The organism is Pseudonocardia oceani (assembly GCF_019263585.2).
Taxonomy (GTDB): domain Bacteria; phylum Actinomycetota; class Actinomycetes; order Mycobacteriales; family Pseudonocardiaceae; genus Pseudonocardia; species Pseudonocardia oceani.
On record NZ_JADQDF010000001.1, the window covers coordinates 4,845,972 to 4,865,949 of the forward strand.

General features: G+C 74.5%; 15 protein-coding genes and 1 pseudogene. 10 read left to right on the forward strand and 6 right to left on the reverse strand.

Features of this window, described 5'->3' with window-relative positions:
• Positions 1-110: 110 nt before the first annotated feature.
• Positions 111-464: pseudogene (locus I4I82_RS35090) on the forward strand (DUF4253 domain-containing protein); the annotation flags it as partial.
• A gap of 22 nt (positions 465-486) precedes the next feature.
• Here I4I82_RS35090 and I4I82_RS24260 read toward each other — a convergent pair.
• Genes I4I82_RS24260 through I4I82_RS24270 form a run of 3 tightly spaced genes read right to left on the reverse strand, consistent with a single transcriptional unit; the run spans position 487 to position 2,460 of the window.
• Entirely contained in the window at positions 487-849 is a 363-nt protein-coding gene (locus I4I82_RS24260) for a hypothetical protein (protein WP_226370230.1), read from the reverse strand.
• Positions 846-1,859, reverse strand: a complete 1,014-nt coding sequence (locus I4I82_RS24265; protein WP_218596041.1) for a DUF4236 domain-containing protein — start codon at positions 1,857-1,859, stop codon at positions 846-848. Before I4I82_RS24265 ends, I4I82_RS24260 begins: the two co-directional genes overlap by 4 nt.
• Before the next feature lie 7 nt (positions 1,860-1,866).
• Positions 1,867-2,460, reverse strand: coding sequence for a TerD family protein (locus tag I4I82_RS24270; RefSeq protein WP_218596042.1), 594 nt, complete (start codon positions 2,458-2,460; stop codon positions 1,867-1,869).
• Positions 2,461-2,550: 90 nt separating this feature from the next.
• Here I4I82_RS24270 and I4I82_RS24275 point away from each other — a divergent pair, with 90 nt between their 5' ends.
• Positions 2,551-3,540, forward strand: a complete 990-nt coding sequence (locus I4I82_RS24275; protein WP_218590834.1) for a hypothetical protein — start codon at positions 2,551-2,553, stop codon at positions 3,538-3,540.
• Between the two features lie 35 nt (positions 3,541-3,575).
• Here I4I82_RS24275 and I4I82_RS24280 read toward each other — a convergent pair whose 3' ends face one another.
• Positions 3,576-3,953, reverse strand: coding sequence for a PH domain-containing protein (locus I4I82_RS24280; protein ID WP_218590835.1), 378 nt, complete (start codon positions 3,951-3,953; stop codon positions 3,576-3,578).
• A 207-nt stretch (positions 3,954-4,160) separates the two neighbouring features.
• On the opposite strand from I4I82_RS24280, the gene I4I82_RS24285 reads away from it, so the two are divergent.
• From I4I82_RS24285 to I4I82_RS24315, 7 genes are read left to right on the forward strand one after another with little or no spacing between them, the layout of a single operon-like run.
• On the forward strand, positions 4,161-7,964 hold the full coding sequence (locus I4I82_RS24285) for a protein kinase domain-containing protein (protein ID WP_218590836.1): 3,804 nt from the start codon (positions 4,161-4,163) through the stop codon (positions 7,962-7,964).
• Positions 7,961-9,601, forward strand: coding sequence for a methylation-associated defense system protein MAD7 (gene mads7, locus I4I82_RS24290; protein WP_218590837.1), 1,641 nt, complete (start codon positions 7,961-7,963; stop codon positions 9,599-9,601). The genes I4I82_RS24285 and mads7 overlap by 4 nt, the downstream gene beginning before the upstream one ends.
• Positions 9,601-14,634, forward strand: coding sequence for a helicase HerA domain-containing protein (locus tag I4I82_RS24295; RefSeq protein ID WP_218590838.1), 5,034 nt, complete (start codon positions 9,601-9,603; stop codon positions 14,632-14,634). Before mads7 ends, I4I82_RS24295 begins: the two co-directional genes overlap by 1 nt.
• A 53-nt stretch (positions 14,635-14,687) precedes the next feature.
• A complete protein-coding gene (locus I4I82_RS24300) occupies positions 14,688-15,365 on the forward strand; it encodes an EcsC family protein (protein ID WP_218590839.1) in 678 nt (225 codons plus the stop codon).
• A 41-nt stretch (positions 15,366-15,406) separates the two neighbouring features.
• The gene (locus I4I82_RS24305; protein ID WP_218590840.1) at positions 15,407-15,748 is read left to right on the forward strand and encodes an ArsR/SmtB family transcription factor; all 342 of its coding nucleotides are present in this window, start codon (positions 15,407-15,409) and stop codon (positions 15,746-15,748) included.
• A 1-nt stretch (position 15,749) separates the two neighbouring features.
• Positions 15,750-16,235, forward strand: coding sequence for an SRPBCC family protein (locus I4I82_RS24310; RefSeq protein ID WP_218590841.1), 486 nt, complete (start codon positions 15,750-15,752; stop codon positions 16,233-16,235).
• Positions 16,236-16,263: 28 nt separating this feature from the next.
• Positions 16,264-17,196 (forward strand): glycosyltransferase family 9 protein, encoded by a 933-nt coding sequence (locus I4I82_RS24315; protein ID WP_218590842.1) that lies wholly within the window; start codon positions 16,264-16,266, stop codon positions 17,194-17,196.
• 141 nt (positions 17,197-17,337) lie between these two features.
• Here the strand turns inward: I4I82_RS24315 and I4I82_RS24320 are convergent, their stop codons facing one another.
• Both I4I82_RS24320 and I4I82_RS24325 read right to left on the reverse strand, forming a co-directional pair.
• Complete coding sequence (locus I4I82_RS24320) at positions 17,338-18,120, reverse strand: aminotransferase class IV (protein WP_218590843.1); 783 nt, start codon at positions 18,118-18,120, stop codon at positions 17,338-17,340.
• Positions 18,121-18,130: 10 nt separating this feature from the next.
• Positions 18,131-18,790, reverse strand: coding sequence for a TetR/AcrR family transcriptional regulator (locus tag I4I82_RS24325; protein WP_226370231.1), 660 nt, complete (start codon positions 18,788-18,790; stop codon positions 18,131-18,133).
• Between the two features lie 75 nt (positions 18,791-18,865).
• Here I4I82_RS24325 and I4I82_RS24330 point away from each other — a divergent pair, with 75 nt between their 5' ends.
• Positions 18,866-19,807 carry an NAD(P)-dependent alcohol dehydrogenase gene (locus tag I4I82_RS24330; RefSeq protein WP_218590844.1) on the forward strand — a complete coding sequence of 314 codons (942 nt, stop codon included), beginning with the start codon at positions 18,866-18,868 and terminating at the stop codon, positions 19,805-19,807.
• Positions 19,808-19,978 lie beyond the last annotated feature (171 nt).

The window sequence follows — 19,978 nt, forward strand, 5'->3', positions numbered from 1 at the left end:
AGCGCGGTGGCCGGCCCATCGAGGTGCGCGCGGTACAGGTCCTGGGAGCTGACGAACGTTCGAGGCCCGGACCGGCGCCGGGAATCGAGCCCGACGACGATCCGATCGCGGTGGCGGCCGGGTCCGAGATCGCATCCCGGGGGTCGCACCTGGCGCTCGTCCCGGGGGTCCGGCCGGCCGATGCCGTGGCGGTGCTGCGCTGGCGGGGCACCCGCAACCGGCACGACGACGTGGCCGGTCTCTCGGCGGTGCTGGGCAGCTGGGAGGAGCGGTTCGGGGCGTTGCCGGTGCAGATCGACTTCAAGGCGCTCCGGCTGTCGATGGCTGCGCCGCCGCGCCCACCGAAGGAGTGCCGCTCGGTGGCCGCCGAGCACGTCGTGCGTTCTGCCCCCGATGTCGACGGTGAGGACCCGCGGGCACTCCGGGACTACGCCGCGACGCTCGCCGGTCGGGGCTGGTGGCGGTTCTGGTGGGACCGAGCGCTCGTCAGGCGTCGCGCAGCCAGTTCGCGGCGGTCTGGCGGGAGATGCCCAGGGCGCGGGCCATCGCCAGCACCTCCAGCCCCTCCCGCTTCCCGGTGGCCAGCAGCTCGCGCTGGCGGGTGCGCAGCTCCTCGATCCCCGCGGCGACCTCGGCCATCTCCGCCAGAAGCTCCTCCGCGCGGGGCGTGGCCCCGGCGCGGGAGCGGCCGGCGCCGGGGCGGGGGAAGGTGCGGACGGCGTCGGCGTCCCAGGTCCGCCCGTCGACCAGCGGGGCGGGCGCCTGGCCGCGGGAGACGTAGCCGTACCAGGTCGCGAGCTTGACGCCCCACGCGTCGGCGCACTCCTGCGCGGTCCAGGCCTCGCTCACCACAGCTCCACCTGCGCGAGGCCGGGGTGGGTCGGGTCCTCGGCGCGGACCTGCCCCAGGTCGCGGCGGGCGCCGTCGCGGTCGCCGTGGGCCAGGCCGACCTGCGCGCGCTCCAGCAGCGCCCGGTGCCGCACCGACGACGCCCGGCCGGGCACCCGCAGCGCGGCGTCCAGCGCCTCGCGCGCGTCGTCGGGGTAGCCCAGCTCGCCGAACGCGCGGCCGCGGAACACGAGCAGCAGGGCGGAGGCGTCGTCGAGGTTGGTGGTGGCGCCGGTCGTCTCGATCACCTCGGCGTGGCGGCCCGCTTCGCTGTAGAGCTCGGTGAGCGAAAGGGCAGCGGGGACGGTCGGCTCGGCCTGCTCGACCGTCCAGATCGCGGTGTCCAGGTCGCCAGCCGCCTGGTGCAGCTCGGCGACGGCGAGCAGGACGACGTCGGTGGTGATCCCGAGGTGGGCGACGGCGCCGCGGGCGATCTCGACCGGCCAGGTGCGGTCGGCGAGGTGGCGCACGGTGAACGGGTGCGTCCGCAGCGCCGAGGTGCCCTCGGAGACGACCCACGCCAGCAGCTCCCGGGCGCGCTGCGGGTCGCGCTCGTCGAGGCCGTCGAGGGCGGCGGCGAGCAGGCGCAGCACGGGATCGGCGCGGCCGTGGGTGCGCGCGACGTCGGCGTAGCGACCGGTGCGCAGGGCGTCGAGGAGGTCGCGCTCCCAGGGCGGGAGGACCGGGGCCGGGGGATCGGCGGGCCAGGGCGGGCTCGGCACCGGGGACGGCGCGGGCGGCGGCGGCGGGGACGGATCCGGCGGCGCGGGCCGGTTGGCGCGCGCCTCGCGCAGCGTCGTCGAGTGGACCAGCCCCATGCGCGCCAGCCCGACCGTGCTGCTGATCCGCCCACCCGGGTGCCGGGTGAGGCGCGCGTTGCGCGAGCCGACCGAGTAGCTGACGCCGCCGTTGCTCAGCGTCACGTGCACCCCGGGGAGGACCTTGATGCTCTTGTGCAGCCAGAAGCCCACGGTGCTCCTACAGCTCGTAGCCGGCGGGGACGGGCGGGCGGCGCCAGTCGACGCCCTGGGGCGGGGGCGGCGGCTCGTCGTCGATGTCGACGCCGAAGTCGCGGGCCAGCCCGGCGAGGCCGTCGTGGTAGCCCTGCCCGACCGCGCGCACCTTCCACCGCGCGTCGCGGCGGTAGAGCTCGACCGCGACGGCCGCGGTCTCGGCGGCCAGCCCGTCCATGACGAACGACGCCAGCTCCGCGCCGCCGTCGCCCGTCACGGCGACGCGGAACGGGGCGAGGTCGGCGAGCGTCCGCCCGGGAGCGGCGTCGAGGCCGACGGCGAAGGCGAGGGTCTGCACGGCGGGGTCGACGCCGTCGAGCTCGACGGCGACCCGGTCGGTCACCTGCGCCCCCGCCCGCTTCCCGGCGTGGACGACGCGGCGGTCGGCGGAGGCGGGCTGGTTGTAGAAGACGAAGTCGGCGTCGCCGCGGACCTTCCCGTCGACCAGGAGGAGCGCGGAGAGGTCGGCCTCGAGCTCGGGGCGGGGGGTCCAGGTGCAGGTGACGGTGACCGATCGGGTCGGCGGGAGCGCGGTGTTGGCGCCCTTCGTCAGCTGCACGGCGGTCAGGCTACGGGCCGGGCCGATCACGCCGGCACCAGTTCTCCCGAACGGCCACGGGGTCGGTGTCCGGCCCGGCATCCTCCCGCCATGACGACCTACGCCTACGACTCGTCCACCACCCACCTGCTCGCCGTCTGGGGTGCCGGAGTGGGGTCGGCGGCGCACTCCGTCGCCCGCCTCCATGCGCGGACCCCGGTCGCGGTGGGCCGGCGGCTCGCCCACGGGCTGACCCAGCTCTCCACCACGGCGTGGCTGAGCTATGAGGAGTCCGACATCGCCGGTCCGGTGCCGGTGTCGCCGGCGCTCCGCGCGATCGTCGACCCGAACGTGGTGCGGGCGGGGCGGCTGCGGGTCGATCCCGACTGGGTGGTCGAGGCGGGGCACGACGTGGGGCGCACGCTGCGCGAGGCGGGCAGCGCGGGAGTGCGCCGGGCCGTGGTCGCCGACGTGGAGGCCGAGTTCGACGCCATCGAGCGCGCCCTGCTCGGCGACCTTGCGGGACGCGCCGGGCAGGCGGTCATGATGAGCCGTCTCGACGCGTCGCCGGTGCAGATCGCCGCGGCCGACCGCCTGCTGCACGAGGTGCCCACCGGCGGCCAGCCGCTGACCACCGACGTCGAACCCACGGCGGCGTGCGTCGCCGCGGCGCACTGGCTGCGCGCGGCCGTCGACGTCACGCGGGATGCCATCGGTGGCGACGACGACGGCGACGTGCTGGCGACGGAGGAGGCCGCGCAACCGTGGGACGTGGTCGCTCCGCGGCTCGTCCTGGCCCGCATGGACGACGGACTGTCCCCGCTCGCGGCGGTGCTGAGCCTCGTCCTGTCGGCCAAGCGCGTCGCGCGCGGGTTCGTGCCCGCTCCGGACGAGTGCGACGTGCGCGGGCACGTCGTACTGGACCCGGGCCGGCCGTCGCGCCAGCTGCTCGACCAGCTGATGCTGGCGCTGCGGACCTGCGGGCAGCTGCACCTCGAGGTCTGCGGTCCGGGCGCGCCCGACCCGTTCGACGCCTTCGACGCGGCGGTGCGCGCGGAGGCGGGGCGGGCGTCCGACCGGCTCCTGGCTCCGGTGCGCTGAGCCCAGCGTCGGAACCGTGGGAATGGCCCGTCGGATCAGCGCGCCACGTAGTGGCTCAGCAGCGCCTGCACCTCGTAGACGTCGACGCCCTTGCCGAACTGCTTGGCGATGGGCACCGCGCTGCCCGAGAGCCAGATCTTGAGCTCCGCGTCGAGGTCGAACGTGCCGGCGGTCTCGACGCTGAAGTGCGTGATCGACCGGTACGGGACGGTGTGGTACTCGATCTTCTTGCCGGTGAGGCCCTGCTTGTCGACGAGGATCAGTCGCCGGTCGGTGAACAGGAACGCGTCGCGCACCAGGAGGTAGGCGGCGTGCACCTGCTCGCCCTGACCGAGCAGCCGTCCGTACTCGTGCGCCGCCGCAGCAGGGTCCATGCGCGACGCGTTGCCGATGATGCCGCCGAGGAAGCTCATCGCTGCTCCAGGTGTGATCGGGGGGAGATCCGTAACGCCCGATTCTTCCGGGCCGATGCCGGAGGGGTGGCGTCACCCCAACGGATGGCGCCATCAGCGGTCCGGACTCGTCCGGATACGGTGAGTCGCAACCGCAGCCAGGTGATCGGGGTCACCCGTTCGCCTGAGCAGCTTCGGCTGTGGCATCGGTGTGAACGGGGGGACGACTTGGCACGCCTGCATGTTCTCGGTGACTGGCACGGTCCCGGCGAGGAGAAGACGGCGCGGCGGCTGCGCGACGAACTGCCGGACACCTGGGACATCGTGGCCGGGCGCGATGTCCCGGACGGCATGGGCACCGTCGACCTTGACCTGGTCGTCGTCGGGCCGCGGGCGGTGTACGTCTGCGAGGAGAAGTCCTGGGGCCCGCACATCGTCGCGGGGGACGTCGCCTGGTTCGTCAACGGCGAACGCCGGCACAGCCCCAACAGCCAGGTGCAGCACGCGACCCGGGTGCTCGCCGGCAACATCAAGAAGCGCGTGACGGGGTGGCGCGAGGCGGAGAGCCGGTTCGCGCGGGGCCACCGGATCGTGCGCGGTCACGTCGTGCTCTCGCACGACCACCTGCGTCTGGACGGCGCCGAGGACCTGGGCGACGACGTCGTCCTGCGCCTCGCCGACGCGGCCCAGGCGCTGCAGCGGCTCGACGCGACGTGCCCGGAGTCGATGGCGCCGCTGCGCCGGAACCTGATGGACCACCTGCTCGGACTGCGGGCCCGGCCGGCCGGAGAGCCGCCGTCGCAGATCTTCCAGTACCGGGTCGAGGGCCGGCCGATGAGCCGGGGTGACGCGGTGGTCTACCGCACCCGCAACCCGGCGAACGAACTCGTCGACCTCATCTGCGTGCCGGTCGCCGCGGCGTCGGACCCCGTGCGGGCGCACCTGCTCGCCACCCGGGAGCACGACGCGCTGGCGGCTCTCGCCTCGGTCGACCGGGCGTGGCGGGTGCAGGGCTGGTTCGAGTGGAACGGGTACGTGGTCACGCCCGTGGTCGTGCCCACCGACGGCACCAGCCTGCGCAAGCTCGTGGCGTCGCGGCGCTCGCCGGTGGACGACCGCGGACGCGTCACGCCCGACATCGGTGTCGCCGTCGTCCACGACGCATTCCGTGCGCTCGCCGAGGTCCACCGGCTCGGCATCACCCACCGCGCGCTGCGACTGCTCAGCGTCGAGGTGACCGACGCCGACCGCGTGCGGTTCCGCGACTTCGGCCGCGCCCACCTGCCGTCGGCGGCGACCGTCGCACCCGACCTCGACGACGACCACCCCTCGGCCGCGTTCCGCGCTCCCGGCGCGACCCTGGAGATGTTCACCCCGGCCGACGACCTGTACAGCCTGGCCCTGTGCCTCGTGCAGTGGCTCCACGGCGACGTCACCGACCAGCCCGACCACCGGCAGGCGCTCGAGCGGGCCCGCGAGTACCCGACGGTCGGGTCCGTCCTCGTGCGGTGCCTGACGCGGGAGCCGGGTGCGGCGTACACCGCTGCGGAGGCGGCTGAGGCCACGGCACCGCGCAGGCCCGTGCCCGCGCCGCCGCCGCGACGCGAGGAGGTCATCGCGCCCGGCGCGCTCCTGGGTGGGCGCTACCGCCTGGTGCGCCAGCTCGGGGAGGGTGCCTGGGCCGTGACGTGGCTGGCCTACGACGAGAACCTCGACGAGCACCGCACGGTGAAGCACCTGCGTCCCGGCCGCGTCGCCCCGGAGCAGGTCAAGGCCGAGTACGACCACGCCAACATGCTGCGGAGCTTCTTCTGCGCCCGCATGCACGACCGGCTCGCCCTGCCCGAGCCCGGCGTGCTGGTGCAGGAGTACGTGCCGGGGGAGACCCTGCACGAGCTGACGACCGGGCGTCCCGAGCTCGACCGGGAGCAGGCCCGGCGCATCGCGGTCGACGTGCTGCGCGGGCTCGCGGACGCCCACGACCGCTCCATCTACCACCGCGACGTCAGCCCGAACAACATCATCGTCCGCGACGACGGGCACGCCGTGCTGATCGACTTCGGCCTCGCCTCACGGGCCGAGGCCGCGCAGTCGGCCGTCGGCTCGCCGCCCTTCACGGCCCCGGAGGTGTGGTCGCGGCGCCAGTGGTCGCCGTCGGCGGACATCTACAGCGCCGCCGCATCGGTGCTGCACGCGATGCTCGGCCGGCTCCCGTACGCCGGGCCCGGCATCGACGAGCGGCGGACGCTCGTGCCGCCGACGGCCGCTCAGGTCGAGCGCTACGGCCGGGCCCTGCTGGACTCCCTGTACCGCGCGGTCGAGGCGAATCCGGTGGCCCGGCCCGGCGACGCGCGGAGCTTCGCCGACGAGCTGCAGCGCGTCAGTGACATCGTGGTGGCGCCCGGGCGCCGCGTGGTCAACCCGACGGTCGCCGCCCTGCGGGGGCTGTACCGGCACAGCGGCATCGGCAACGCCGGCAACCGCGGTCTCGACGACGACTTCGCGCACGACACCTACGTGGCGACGCGACTCGACAGCGAGCTGCTTCCGGCGATCCTCGCGGGGAGGCTCGACGTCGTTGTCCTGTCGGGCAATCCCGGCGACGGCAAGACCTCGTTCCTCGTCAAGGTCGGGGCCGCGCTCGACAAGGCCGGCGCCGTCGTGGTGCACGCCGACGCGGCAGGCTGGCGTCGACGCCTGGACGGCCGGACGTACGCAGCGGTGTACGACGCCTCCGAGTCGCACGGGGAGCTGACCTCCGACGACCTGATGTGCCAGGCCCTCGACCCCGGCGAGGGCGATGACCCCGCGCTGCGGACGGTCCTGCTCGCCGCCAACGACGGACGCATCGCGCAGTTCTGCCTCGACCACGCCGACCGGTACCCGGAGATCACGGCGGCCCTCGACCGGCAGCGCCTCGGAGGCGAGGTGGAGACCGGCGCCCGGATCGTCCTCGTGGACCTCAAGCGCCGTGCGCTCGCCCTGCCCGACCTCAACGGCCCCGCGCTGGGCGCCAACGTGCTGTCCTCCCTCACCGTCCTGCACCGCTGGGAGGTGTGCGAGGGCTGCGAGGCGCGGAAGGTCTGCCCGATCCGGCGCAACGCCGAGCTGCTGCGCGCCGGGCAGGCGCGTCGGGCGGTCTCGGAGCTCCTGCTCACCAGCCACCTGCGCAGGCGTCGCCGGGCCACCGTGCGCGACGTCCGCTCGGCGTTCGGCTGGCTGGTCACCGGCGACCTCTCCTGCGACGACGTCCACGACGAGGTGGAGCAGGGCCTCGACCCCGGGATCGGGCGCCAGGCGTTCGATCTCGCCTTCGACGCGAGCAGCGGCGACTACCTGGTCCAGGAGTGGTCGGAGCTGGATCCCGCGCAGCTGCCGGCACCGGCGGTGGCGCGCGCCGCCCGCGACCGGCGTGACCTCGTGCCGGATCTCGCGAGCCTGGACACCGAGACGATGACCCACCTCAAGCGCGCGCTGTTCTTCGGTTCGTGGAGCGTGCCGACCGCGCGTCACGAGGTGCGCAGCTACCGGCACCTCGAGCTGTTCCTCGACACGCTGCAGGACCCGGACGCGGGGCTGTCGCGGATCCTGCTAGGCGTGTCGCGCGTACTCGCGTTCGTCGGGTACCGCGACGAAGGCCACCTCGCGCTGCGTGACAGGGTCTTCGACGATCCCGCCGTGCGGTCGATCGTCGTGGTGAAGGAGCTGCCCGCGACCGAGTTCCGGCTCGTCAGCGCGACCACCGCCGCGCCGTACGTCGAGTCCTTCCCCGATCGGCTCGAGCTGCACCACGCACCGTCGGGAGCGCGCTTGCGGATCACCCTCGACACCGCGGAGCTGCTGCTGCGCTCGGCCGACGGCGAGGTCATGGGGGACAGCGCCTCGGCCGCCCTCCGGCAGGAGATCCAGGGCTTCGGGGACCGCCTGCGCCTGCAACCCGCACGCACGGTCCGCATCGTCGACGGAGCGGGCTCCTGGGTCACGGCGACCGCGACCGACGCCGGCCACATCGTGGCGGGAGCGCACCGATGACGATCACGCTGCCCACCCCCCTGCGGACCTACCAGTACCGGCCGCTGACGGTGTTCTCCCTGCTCGACACCGACACCGACCGCGTGCTCCCGCAGCTGTTCGAGATGTGTGTGAAGGGGGGCCGGTCGAGTAGGTCACGCACCGACGCGCGCGACTACGAGGGCTACAAGCGAGCTCTCCTGGAGAGCGGCACGGTGACGGGTTTCGACGACGCGCGCTCCGAGGCGCTGCTCGACGGGTGGCTCCGTTCCTGCGTGGTCGACATGGGCGCGGTCGGCCGGGCGAAGACCGGTGAGCAGATGCTGGCCGTCGCACCCCTGACGCTGGCGGCGTACCGCGCGGGCCTGCCGAAGGAGCGAACGCGCCACCGGGGTATCGACGACGTCGTCTACCGGCTGCTGCTCGGGGCCATCGGCTCGGAGTCGTCGGCGAACGCCACCGCGGAGCTGCGCGCGCTCGTCACGCGCACCATCGGCCGGGGACTGGCCATCGGACCGGGCCCGACGTGGGAGCCGCGCCTGGAGGACGCCTCCCGGCTCGACATCGGGGCCCTGCTGGCGTTCCGGTTCGTCGAGGGCTTCGGCATGGGTGACGCCCGGGAGGTGGACGCGGTCGCACCGGACAGCCCGCTGCCGGGGGTGTCCGGCGACCTCGGCGCGATACTGCTCGCGCACCTGCGCACCTACGGCGAGCGGCTGCCCGTCCCTGCCCTGATGTCCAGCTTCGCGGCCCTCATGGCGCTGGGCCTGTTCACGTTCAGCCTGCGCGCCGACGCGGCGGCCAGGGAACTGCTCCGCAACGGCCGCCCGCCCGCCGATCTGGTGGACGGGCCGGCACCGGCGTCTCCTCTGGAGCTGTACTGCGACTTCACCGGAGACCTCGGCTCGGAGTCCGACCGCCTGTCGCGGCGCTGTGTCGAGCGCGACCTCGACCGCGTCCGGCTGGCCTTCCGCGACCGCATGACGCTGGTCGTGGTCGAGCAGGCGCTGCCGCGGATCCCCGGTGAGCAGGAGCGGCGCGAGGCGCTGTCGCGCCCGGGGCGCCTGGTGCAGCTGGCGATGCTGCGGGAGCACAGACGTGTCGAGTCCTACGCCGAGGGCCGGATCGATGACCTGATCGCCGACGCCGAGGGCTCCGGCGACGCTTCGGACACGGAGCTGGAGTTCCTCCGGCGGGTCCAGGCGTCCGACGAGCCCGAGCTCGACAAGCTGCTCGACGTCCTGGAGCACGTGAACCAGGCGAAGGCCGTCCGGAACGCCGTGGCGTGGTTCTGGTCGGTCGGCGGCCTCGAGAAGCCGTACGGGCTCCTGCGGGGAACGGTCCGTAGTCGGCGGTCGTGGCGCTACGCCCCGGGCGACGAACTGCTCACCGCCCTGCTGCTCGCCGTCTTCGTGCGGCCCGACGGGAAGACCAGCCGCGCGACGATGTCGCTGCGCGAGGTCCTCGACGCGCTCGCGCACCGCTTCGGGATCCTCATCGACCGGCCGCCCTCGTTCCTCGATGGTGCGGAGGCCCGCGAGGCCGCCACCGCCAACCGGGAGGCGTTCACCCAGCGGCTGCAGCTGCTCGGCTGCTTCGACAGCCTGTCCGACGACTTCTCCGTGCAGATCGTCCGCCACCCCCTCGGAGACGCCTGATGCCCGACACGCTTACCGCCGCCCTGCCCGACCTGGTCCTCGACGCCATCGCGAGCCGGGTGGGCGACGCGTTGCGCGACCACGGAGCGGGCCACTGCGTGCGGATCGACAGCATCCGCCGGGGCGACGCCGCCCGTCTCGCGCAGACGCTGCGCAACCTGCTTCCCGACGGGGTCGCGGACGTCCACGTCCTCGTCGAGCAACCCGGCGCCGACGACGGCGCGGTGTCGATCCCCGCCGAGCGGGCCGTCGAGCTGCGCAACCGCAAGGAGCGCCAGCTCGTCCTGATGGTGCCCGTGGGCAGCGGCTCGGCCGCCAGCTCGCTCGACAACAGCTTCGCCCGGATCGACGTCACGCACCTGCTGTCCGCGGCCGCCGACCAGCTCGTCCTGACCCTCGCCGACGCCGACGTGCAGGCCGGGGTGCGCCAGGTCGCGCGGGAGCTCGGGCGGACTCGACCGGTGGAGGCGTGGGCGCGGTACGTGGCCGCGGTCGTCGCCGACCCGACCTGGGAGGGCGTCGGCGCGTCGCTGTGGATGGTCGGGCTGGTGCCCGACCTCGGCGGCTCCGACCTGCTCACGCGCCTGTCCCGCAACGCCGCCTGCGCCCGGGCGGTCTCACGCCCGAGCCGCGCGGTCGCCTCCGTCGGCGACCGGCTGACGGTCGCGGAGCTGCAGGAGGGCGACATCCGCGACCGCATCGCGCGCTACCTCTCGCGCCCGGACGTCGACCTCTCCGACCCGCCCTCGTGGGCGGCTCCGCTGGCCGAGCCCCCGCACGACCTGACGTTCGACCGGTGGCCCCTCACCGACCGGGTGATCGCCGACATCGGCAGCGTGCGGATCGACCCGTTCCTGAAGGAGGACGGCACGCTGCGCACCGGGACGCGGCTGAACCAGGAGAACCCCGGTGATCTGCCGTTCGTCGAGACCGGGCCGCAGGCGCCGGGCACGGTCACGGTGGTGTGGCGCACCGACCCGCCGAAGACCGCAGCGGTCGATCGGTGGCTGCTGGAGGCGCTGCCCCCCGCGGACCTCCGCGACGGCGACGACGAGCCGGTGGCCCGCCAGACGGTCAAGGGCGACAAGCGCCGCGCGACCGTCCGGCTCGACCTGTCCGAGGAGGACCTCGTCGACGGCGCCCTCCTGGTGGTGCGGCTGACCCCGATCGGCGAGCACGGGCAGCCCGTGCTGCTGCGCGACCGCAGCGAGGCCGTCGACGAGAGCCAGCAGTTCGGCGTGCGGTGGGAGGAGGACCCGATCGGCGGTCCGACCCGCCGGGCGTCGACGCCGTCGCTCGCGCAGGCCCGCCTCGACGCCGCCCTGGAAGGCCAGGACGACCTGCGCGAGGACGCCCCCGGCTGGAGCGGCGGCGCGTTCTCGCTGCGGCTGGGCGGGCGCCGCACCGCGCTGCTCGCGCTCAGCCCGGCGCTGGTCAGCCTGCAGGACAAGCTGCTCCAGAGTCGCGGGCGGGCCGTCGCCTGGGAGGCCGACGGACGGCTCGGCGAGGTGCTGGAGCCGGACGCGCTGGAGCCCCTGCCCGGTCCGCTCCCGCCCGCCTTCGCCGAGCGCCGCCGACGCCTGTTCGAGCGCCTCGACGCCCGCCGGCCCCGGCACGCGGTGGAGACCCTGGTCTGGGACGACGAGCTGCGCCAGGAGGTGCTCGCCTACTGCCAGGCCTATCGGCGGGCGCTCGACTCGGCTCCGGACGAGGCCACCCGGGGAGCGCTGCTCACTCTCGACACGGTCCGGCTCAGCGTCGACACCGTCGGGCACGACCCCATCGCCGCGATGATCGCGCTGCCCCTGCAGCCGCTACGGCTGGCGTGGACCGCGGAGTACGACGCCACCCTGACGCGCTGGGCGGGGGAGCTGTCGACGCTCGGGCGTTCCCGCGCGAAGCGCCGGCAGTCGGTCGATCCGCGGCTCACCCGTCGGGTCACCCCGGCGAACCTGCCCTTCGCGATGTACGGCGTCGACGGCTCCCCGTTCGTCTACGTGCGGGAGGCCACGCTCGGTACCGGCGTCTACCTGCACCCGGCCGAGGCCGAACCGGGTGCGGCGGTGCAGGCGGTGTTCGAGGTGCTCGGGCTCGACCGCCGCGACGTCCCGCCGGACCTGCCTCCCTCGACCGTCGCCGAGCGCATCGCCGCGTACCGCGCGGCCAACCCCGGCCAGGACGCTCTCCGGATCCTCGCCTACAACGTCGGGTCGGGGGAGCTCCTGGCGCGGGCGCTCGACGAGTCGGTCCTGCGTGAGCCCGAGGGCGACGACGAGCCGGCCGCGGCACCCGCCCGCCTGGAGCTCACGGCCTACAGCCGCCGCCCCTCCTTCACCGATCCGGTCCCCGCGCTCACCGACCTGCAGCAGGCGGTGTCCGCCCAGCAGGTGCGGGGTGCCCGCTCGCACCTCACCCCGCCGCTCGGGCTGACCGTCCGCTCCCACGACCGCCTGGCCGCCGATCACGCCGCGGCGCACGTGGGAGTCGTCGCCGACCTGGCCCTCACCCAGGCCGAGGACGCGGCCGGGGTCGCCGCCGTGGCGGTCCCGGACGCGGCCGCGTCCTTCCGCAACCTGCTGACGCCGGCCCAGACCCAGCGCGTGGCGAGCGCGACACCCGTCTGGCGCACCGCGCCCGCGGTGCGCTCTCGCAACCGCGACGGTGCCGCCGACGCCGTCGACGCCCATCGGAGCTACCAAGCCGCTCTGGCCGTGGCACTCGGCTACCCGGGCGGTCCGCTGGCCCTGACGGCGCGGCTCGGCGCCGAGGAGCTCGCGACGCTGCGGGCGGCGCACGAGCGGGCCGACTGGGTGATCACTCTGGACCGCAACCTGGGGATCGACCTGTTCGCGTCCGCCGCGGGGGATGGGGCGCCCTACATCCTCGACTACGCGCCCGACTTTCTGGAGGGGTTGGGACCGCGCCTCACGGTCACGACGACGCACCGCGGGGACGTCCAGCGACTGCTCGCCGACGCGATGACGGGGCTCGACCTGTCGGCCGTCGACGGCTCGGTGCGCACCGTGCTCGACCACCTGCAGGTCGTCTCCGGTCGCCTCGCGCTGCGCCTGGTCGGGCGCTCCAGCCTGGCGACCGAGGCCGTCAGCCTCGCAGCGCTGATCGCCCACCTGCGTCGTCGGGGTGAGCTGGACGGTTGTCTCGTGGTACCGGTCGACGCCCACCAGGAGGTCTTCGGCGACACCCGCGGCGACGCCGGGGTGCGGCGCTGCGACGTGATACTGGTCCGCACCACCGCCCGCACGATGCGGATGGAGTGCGTCGAGGTGAAGTCGCGGCGCGCGGCCGCACTGCCGGCGGCGCTGGTCGACGACATCGTCGACCAGCTCGACTCGACCGTCACGATGCTGCACGACACGTTCTTCCGCGCCGACCCGCCGCGCATCGACGCGGAGCTCCAGCGCGCCCGGCTCGGCGGCATCCTGCGCCACCACGCCGACCGAGCCCTCGCCATGGGCCTGCTCGACGACCGCAGGCGCGGCGAGGTGGAGCGCATGATCGAGAAGGTCGAGGACGGCGCGCTCGTCCCGGAGATCGGGCGTCGCGGCTACGTCGTCAGCCTGGGCGGCAAGGCGGGGTTCCCTGCCGAGCACCGCGGCGTCCGGATCGACGTGCTGACCGCGGGCGACCTCGGCGACGCCGGGTTCGTCTCGCGGCGGGCTGCCGCAGCGCCCCAGCCGACGTGGGCACCGGAGGCCCCGCCCGCTCCGCTGGTCGAGGAGCCCAGGCCGCCGAGGCCCTCACCCCGCCCGCGTCCGTCCCCGCGGCCACGCCCGGCCGCGGCACCGGTCGAGCCGGCAGCCGCCGCGGACGACGGGCCGACCGTCGTCGAGCCGACCGTGGTCGAGCCGGTGCGACCGGTCCCGATCGTCGCATCCGCTTCGGTCGGCCCGCCCGCCGTCGCGGAGTCGACGGCGGAGCTCACCGCGGTTCAGACCCACCCGGCGGAGCCGGCGCCGCCCGCAGCCCCTGAGCTCGCGGCACCACGCGAGCTGCCGCAGGTCGTCGAGGTCTCGCTCGGTCAGGACGCGCACGCGGCCGATGTGCCGTGGCGCATCAGCACGTCGGGAAGCCCGCACCTGTTCGTCCTGGGGATCCCGGGCCAGGGCAAGTCGGTGACGACCCGTCGGATCCTCAACTCCTTCGCCGAACAGGGGCTGCCGGCTCTGGTCATCGACTTCCACGGCGACATGGCCGCCGCTCCCGCCGGCGGTGCCGCGGTGCTCGACGCCTCCGAGGGCCTGCCGATATCGCCGTTCGAGATCGACGAGCCCGGCCGCTACCGGGAGGCGGCCTGGGAGCTGGCGGAGGTGATCGGGTACGTCTGCGGCCTCGGGGAGATCCAGCGCAACACCGTCTACGAGGGCGTGCGCGGCATCTTCGAGCAGCACGGCTTCCCGCGCCCGTCCCGACCCGACGACTGGCCGACGATGGACGAGCTCGCCGCCGCCGTCAGCTCGGCCGAGGCGACGGGTCGCAGCCGCAACGTCGCCGCGCGGCTACGGCCCCTGAGCGACTTCGGGCTGTTCGTCGATCCGGCCACCGGCAGCGGCTTCGGCGACCTGCTCCGGCAGGGTGTCGTGCTCGACGTCCACGGGCTGATGGAGCAGGTCCAACGGGCGGCCGGCGCGTTCGTACTGCGCAAGGTCTACCGCGAGATGTTCCGGTGGGGGCAGACCTCGCAGCTGCGGCTCGCGGTGGTGCTCGACGAGGCCCACCGCCTCGCCCGTGACGTGACCCTTCCGAAGATCATGAAGGAGGGTCGCAAGTACGGCGTGGCCGTGGTGGTGGCGAGCCAGGGCGTCGACGACTTCCACAAGGACGTCCTGGGCAACGCCGGCACCAAGGTGGCGTTCCGCTGCAACTACCCCCAGAGCCGGACGGTGGCCGGATTCCTGCGCGGCAGGACCGGGCAGGACGTCGCAGAGGCCCTCGAACAGCTCTCGGTCGGCCAGGCCTACGTCTCGACGCCCGAGCACGCGGCCGCGCGGAAGGTGTTCATGGCGCGGGACTGAGCGGGGGCGGGTCGGGCAGCGCGGCATGGTGACGGAGAGGCTCTGCAGTGGGTATGAAGGATGTGAACGCAGCCGGTGAGCGGTTGGTCGACCGCCTCATCGAGTTCGGGATCAGTGGCGGCGGCCCGATGAAGGGCGCCGTCGAGGTGGCTGACGAGCACCTGATCGCGGCGGGCGGCGACCGCGAGGAGGCGGTCCGGCGCCTGATCGCGACGCACGTGCGGTTAGCGGCCGGGTCCGGGTTCGTCACCGGGCTCGGGGGGATCGCGACGCTGCCGGTGAGCGTTCCGGCCGCCATGGCGGGCCTCTACGTCGTCGCCACCCGCATGTCCGCCGGCATCGCGCACCTGCGGGGCTACGACGTCCGGACCGAGGAGGTGCACAGCGCCATCCTCATCTCCCTGCTCGGCAGCGCCGGTGCGGCGACGCTCAAGAAGGCGGGCGTCGAGATCGGCAAGAAGTCGACCGCGGCCGCGCTGAACAGGCTGCCCGGGAAGGTGCTGATCGAGCTCAACAAGAAGGTCGGGTACCGCCTCGTGACGAAGGCGGGGGAGAAGGGCGTCGTCAACCTGTCCAAGCTCGTCCCGCTGGTGGGCGGCCCGATCGGGGCGACGATCGACGGCCTGGGCTGCCGGACGATCGCGACCTACGCCATGTCGGTGTTCCCGGTGCTCGGCAGCAACGTCTTCGTGGTGCCCGGGACCGTCGTGTCGGAGGAGCCGAAGTCGTAGAGACGGGTTGACGTACAACCAATCAGTTGTATATTGGTGGTATGACCGAGGACGACGAGGACCGGGCCGACGCCCTGTTCCACGCCCTCGCCGACCGGACGAGGCGCGACATCATGCGCCGCGTGCTGGCCGGGGAGCACTCGGTCTCCGCGCTCGCGGCGCGCTACGACATGAGCTTCGCCGCGGTGCAGAAGCACGTCGCCGTGCTCGAGAAGGCGGGTCTGCTCACCAAGCGGCGCAACGGCCGCGAGCAGCTGGCCAGCGGTGACGTGGCGGCCGTGCGGTCGGTGGGCTCGATGCTCACCGAGCTGGAGCAGGTCTGGCGCGGCCGCATCGCCCGCATCGACGAACTGATCGCCACCGACAACGCCCAGGAGAGCTGACATGCCCGTCACCGACGTCTCGCACGACATGGACACCCTGACCCTGACGATCGTCGCGGAGTTCGCGGCACCGGTCGAGCGCGTCTGGCAGGTCTACGCCGACCCGCGGCAGCTCGAGCGGGTGTGGGGGCCGCCGACCTACCCGGCCACGTTCGTCGACCACGACCTGCGCCCCGGCGGTCGGGTCACCTACTTCATGACCAGCCCGGAGGGGGAGAAGTTCGCCGGGTACTGGAACATCGTCTCCGTCGACGAGCCGACCGGTTTCGCCTTCGAGGACGGGTTCGCCCACGAGGACTTCTCACCCAACACGGCCATGCCCGTGTCGCGCAACGAGTACCGCTTCGTGCCGGCCGACGGCGGCACCCGCGCCACCTACACCGCCACCTACGCCTCCGCCGAGGGGCTGCAGCAGGTGCTCGACATGGGCGTCGTCGAGGGCTCGACGTCCGCGATCAACCAGATCGACGAGCTCCTCGCGCGGTAGTGCGCCGCCGCGGCGGGTATGCGGACGCGTGGACCGACCCCGCCTCGTCGCCCTGCGCGCGCTGAACCTGGGCGACCTGCTCGTCGTCGTGCCGGCCCTGCGGGCGCTGCGCCGCGAGTTCAGCGGACACGAGATCGTCCTCGCCACGCACGGCTGGCTCGCGCCCGTCGTCGCGCTGACCGGCGCGGTCGACCGCCTGCACGCCGTTCGCGGGCTCACGTCCCTCGACGAGCCGCCGGGGCCGAACGTGGTGGTCAACCTCCACGGGGTGGCGGCCGAGAGCAACCCGGTCCTCGACGCGCTGCGGCCGCACCGGCGGATCGGGCACGCCGCGCCGGGCTGGGACGGTCCCGAGTGGCGGCCGGGCGGGCACGAGCGGGAGCGCTGGTGCGACCTCCTCGTCGCGCACGGCATCCCCGCCGACCCGGGCGACCTGCTGCTGGCCCCGCCGGACGGCCCGTCGCCCGCGCCGGGGGCGACCGTCCTGCACGTGGGGGCGGGCTACGGGGCCAAGGAGTGGCCGGTGGAGCGGTTCGCCGCCGTCGCGGCCGCACTGCGCCGGGCCGGGCACGAGGTCGTCGTCACCGGGTCGGGAGCCGAGCGCGACCGGGCCGCGGCGGTCGCGACCGGCGCCCGGCTGCCGTCCGGCGCGGTGCTGGCGGGACGCACGAGCCTCGCGGAGCTGGTCGCGCTGGTGGCCGGCGCGCGGCTGGTCGTCAGCGGCGACACCGGCGCCGCGCACCTCGCCTCGGCCTACCGGACGCCGTCGGTGGTGCTGTTCGGGCCGGCGCCGGTGGAGGAGTGGGGACCGCCCGCGGACGGCCCGCACCGCGCGCTGACGGCGGCGGACCGGCGCCGCGGCGACGCCTTCGCCGCCGACCCCGATCCGGCGCTGCTCGCCGTGACCGTGCCCGACGTGCTCGCCGCGGTGGACGAGGTGCTGGTGCCGGCGGCGCGGTGAGGTCGGCGCGGTGAGGGTCGGCGCGGTGACGGTCAGGTGTTCCTGCGCCCGCGCCATCCGCCCGGGGTCGTGCCGTGCTCGCGGCGGAAGACGCGCGCGAAGTACCCGGCAGCGGTGCTGCGGGCCGAGGTGGCCTGACCGTCACAGGGCCAGGCGGTCGGCCACGTACCGGCGGAAGGTGTCGGCCGCGGCGGCGGTGAGCGGACCGGGGGCGGCGGGGAGGTCGCGGGCGTCGATCGCGGCGACCGGCTGGACCTCGCGCGTGGTCGAGGCGAGGAAGGCCTCGTCGAGGGCGCCCAGCTCGTCGCGGCGCAGACGGCGCTCGGTGGCGCCGGAGACGGCGAGGACGTGACGACGGGTGATCGAGTCGAGGACGTGGTCGGTGAGCGGCGGGGTGTGCAGGCGGCCGCCCCGGACGTAGAAGAACGCCGACGTCGACCCCTCCAGGACGATCCCGTCGGGCGTCACGAGCAGCGCCTCGCCCGCTCCCGCCTCCCGCGCCAGCCGCGACGCGTGCATGTTGGCGGCGTAGGACAGCGACTTGACGGCATCGAGCACCCGGGACGGCGCGTACTCGACGGTGCCGAGCGTGATCGTCGGGGCGATCACGGGCGGTGGCGCGAGCACGACGACGCGCCGCCCGGCCCGGGTGACCAGCAGACGGACCGTCCCGTCGACGGCCCCGGCGCGCTCCAGGAGCGCCGCGACCTCGGCCTGCGCGGCGCCGAGGTCGAACTCCAGCCGCAGGTTCGCCGCCGACCGCTGCAGCCGCTCGACGTGCTCGTCCCACGCGAAGGGCCGCCCGCCGTACAGCCGGGCGACCTCGAACACCCCGTCGCCGCGCAGCAGTCCCTCGTCGGTGACCGGGACCGTCATGGCCCCCGCGGGGCCGATCACACCGTCGACCGAGGCCAGTTCGTCCACGGCCGGGACCCTACGTTCCCTGGGCGGGGCTCCCCTGGGCGAGGCGGGCGGCGAGGCCGTCGAGGATGAGCTCCAGGCCGTAGCCGAACTCGTCGCCGTAGGCGTAGCCGGTGCCGCGGACCTGCTCGGCGACCATCTCGGCGAGGTGCGGGTAGGTGTCGACGGCGAGGTCGAGCGTGTCGACGAACTGCTCGGTGCTCTCGCCCGGCTCGAACGGCAGGGTGATCTCGGTCAGCACGAAGCCGAAGACGTAGGCGTCGAGCACGGAGAACGCGTGCGACGCGAGCGCGACGGAGAAGCCGTTGCCGCGCAGGCAGCCGAGCACGGCGTCGTGGTGCCCGAGCAGCGCCGGACCGGGGTTGCGGCGCGACTCGATCAGCGTGAGCGCCCACGGGTGGGCCGCGAGGACCTCGCGCGCCGACGCGGCCCGGGCGGCCATGGCCGCGCGCCACGGCGCGTCCGGCGCGGGGAGCGCGATGCCGGTGAAGACCCGGTCGGCTAGGGCGTCGAGCAGGTCGTCCTTGCCCGACAGGTGGTGGTAGAGCGACATCGCCTCGACGCCGAGCTCGCGGCCGACGGTGCGCATGCTCACGCCGACGAGCCCGCCGCGGTCGGCGACGCGCACGGCGGCGTCGACGATGCGGCCGCGCGTCAGCGGTGGGCGCTTCACCACGGTCACCTCCCTTGTGTTCTTACGAATGTAAGGCTAGCGTCCGGCAGCAACTTACATGTGTAAAGGAGCGCCATGAGAGCCGCCGTAGTCGACAGGTACGGGCCGCCGAGCGTCGTGCGGATCGCCGAGGTGCCGACGCCGGTGCCGCGGGCCGGGGAGGTGCTGGTGCGGGTGGTGGCCGCGGCCGTCACCTCGGGCGACGCGCGCATCCGGGGCGCCCGGTTCCCGCGCGGCTTCGGCGTGCTGGCGCGGCCGGCGCTCGGCTGGTCCGGGCCGCGGCGGCCGGTGCTGGGCGGCACCTTCTCGGGCACCGTCGACGCCGTCGGGCCGGGCGTCGAAGGGCTCGTCGTCGGCGACGACGTCTGCGGGATGACGGGCGTGCGGATGGGCACGCACGCCGAGTTCGTGGCGGTGCCGGCGAAGCGCCTGGTGCGCAAGCCGGCGGAGGTGAGCCACGAGGACGCGGCGGGCGTGCTGTTCGGCGGGGCCACGGCGCTGCACTTCCTGCGCGGGCGGGTCAGGCGCGGCGCGTCCGTGCTCGTCGTCGGCGCGTCGGGGGCGATCGGCACCACCGCCGTGCAGCTCGCGGCGCAGGACGGCGCGACGGTCGTCGGCGTCACGAGCGCGGCGAACGCGGCGCTGGTGCGCGATCTCGGCGCCGCCCGGGTCGTCGACCACACCCGGACGGGCCTGGACGAGCTGACCGAGCGGTTCGACGTCGTGCTCGACACGGTCGGCCGGCTCTCGACCGCGGCCGGGCGCCGCCTGCTCACCGACGACGGGGTGCTGCTGCTCCCCGCCGCGACGCTGGGGCAGATGCTGCTGGCGCGGGGCCGGGTCCGGGCCGGGACCTCGCCGGAGGACCCCGCCGACTTCACCCTGCTGCTGGAGCGGGTGGCGAAGGGGGAGCTGACCGTCGTCCTGGACCGGGTGATGGGGCTCGACGACATCGTGGCGGCGTACGAGCGGGTGGACTCGGGGCGGAAGGTCGGCAACATCGTCGTCCGGCCCTGACGATCGGGACGAACAGGGTGACTCACGCCACGACTGCGGCGTGGGACACCCGCTGCCCGAGGGCGTGTACGAGGAGCTGCGGGCCGACGGGCTGGAGGCGGGCGCGCGGATGGTGGCGTCGTAGCGGCGACGATCGGAGCTGCGGTGCCGGCGCCGGCGTCGTGGACGTGC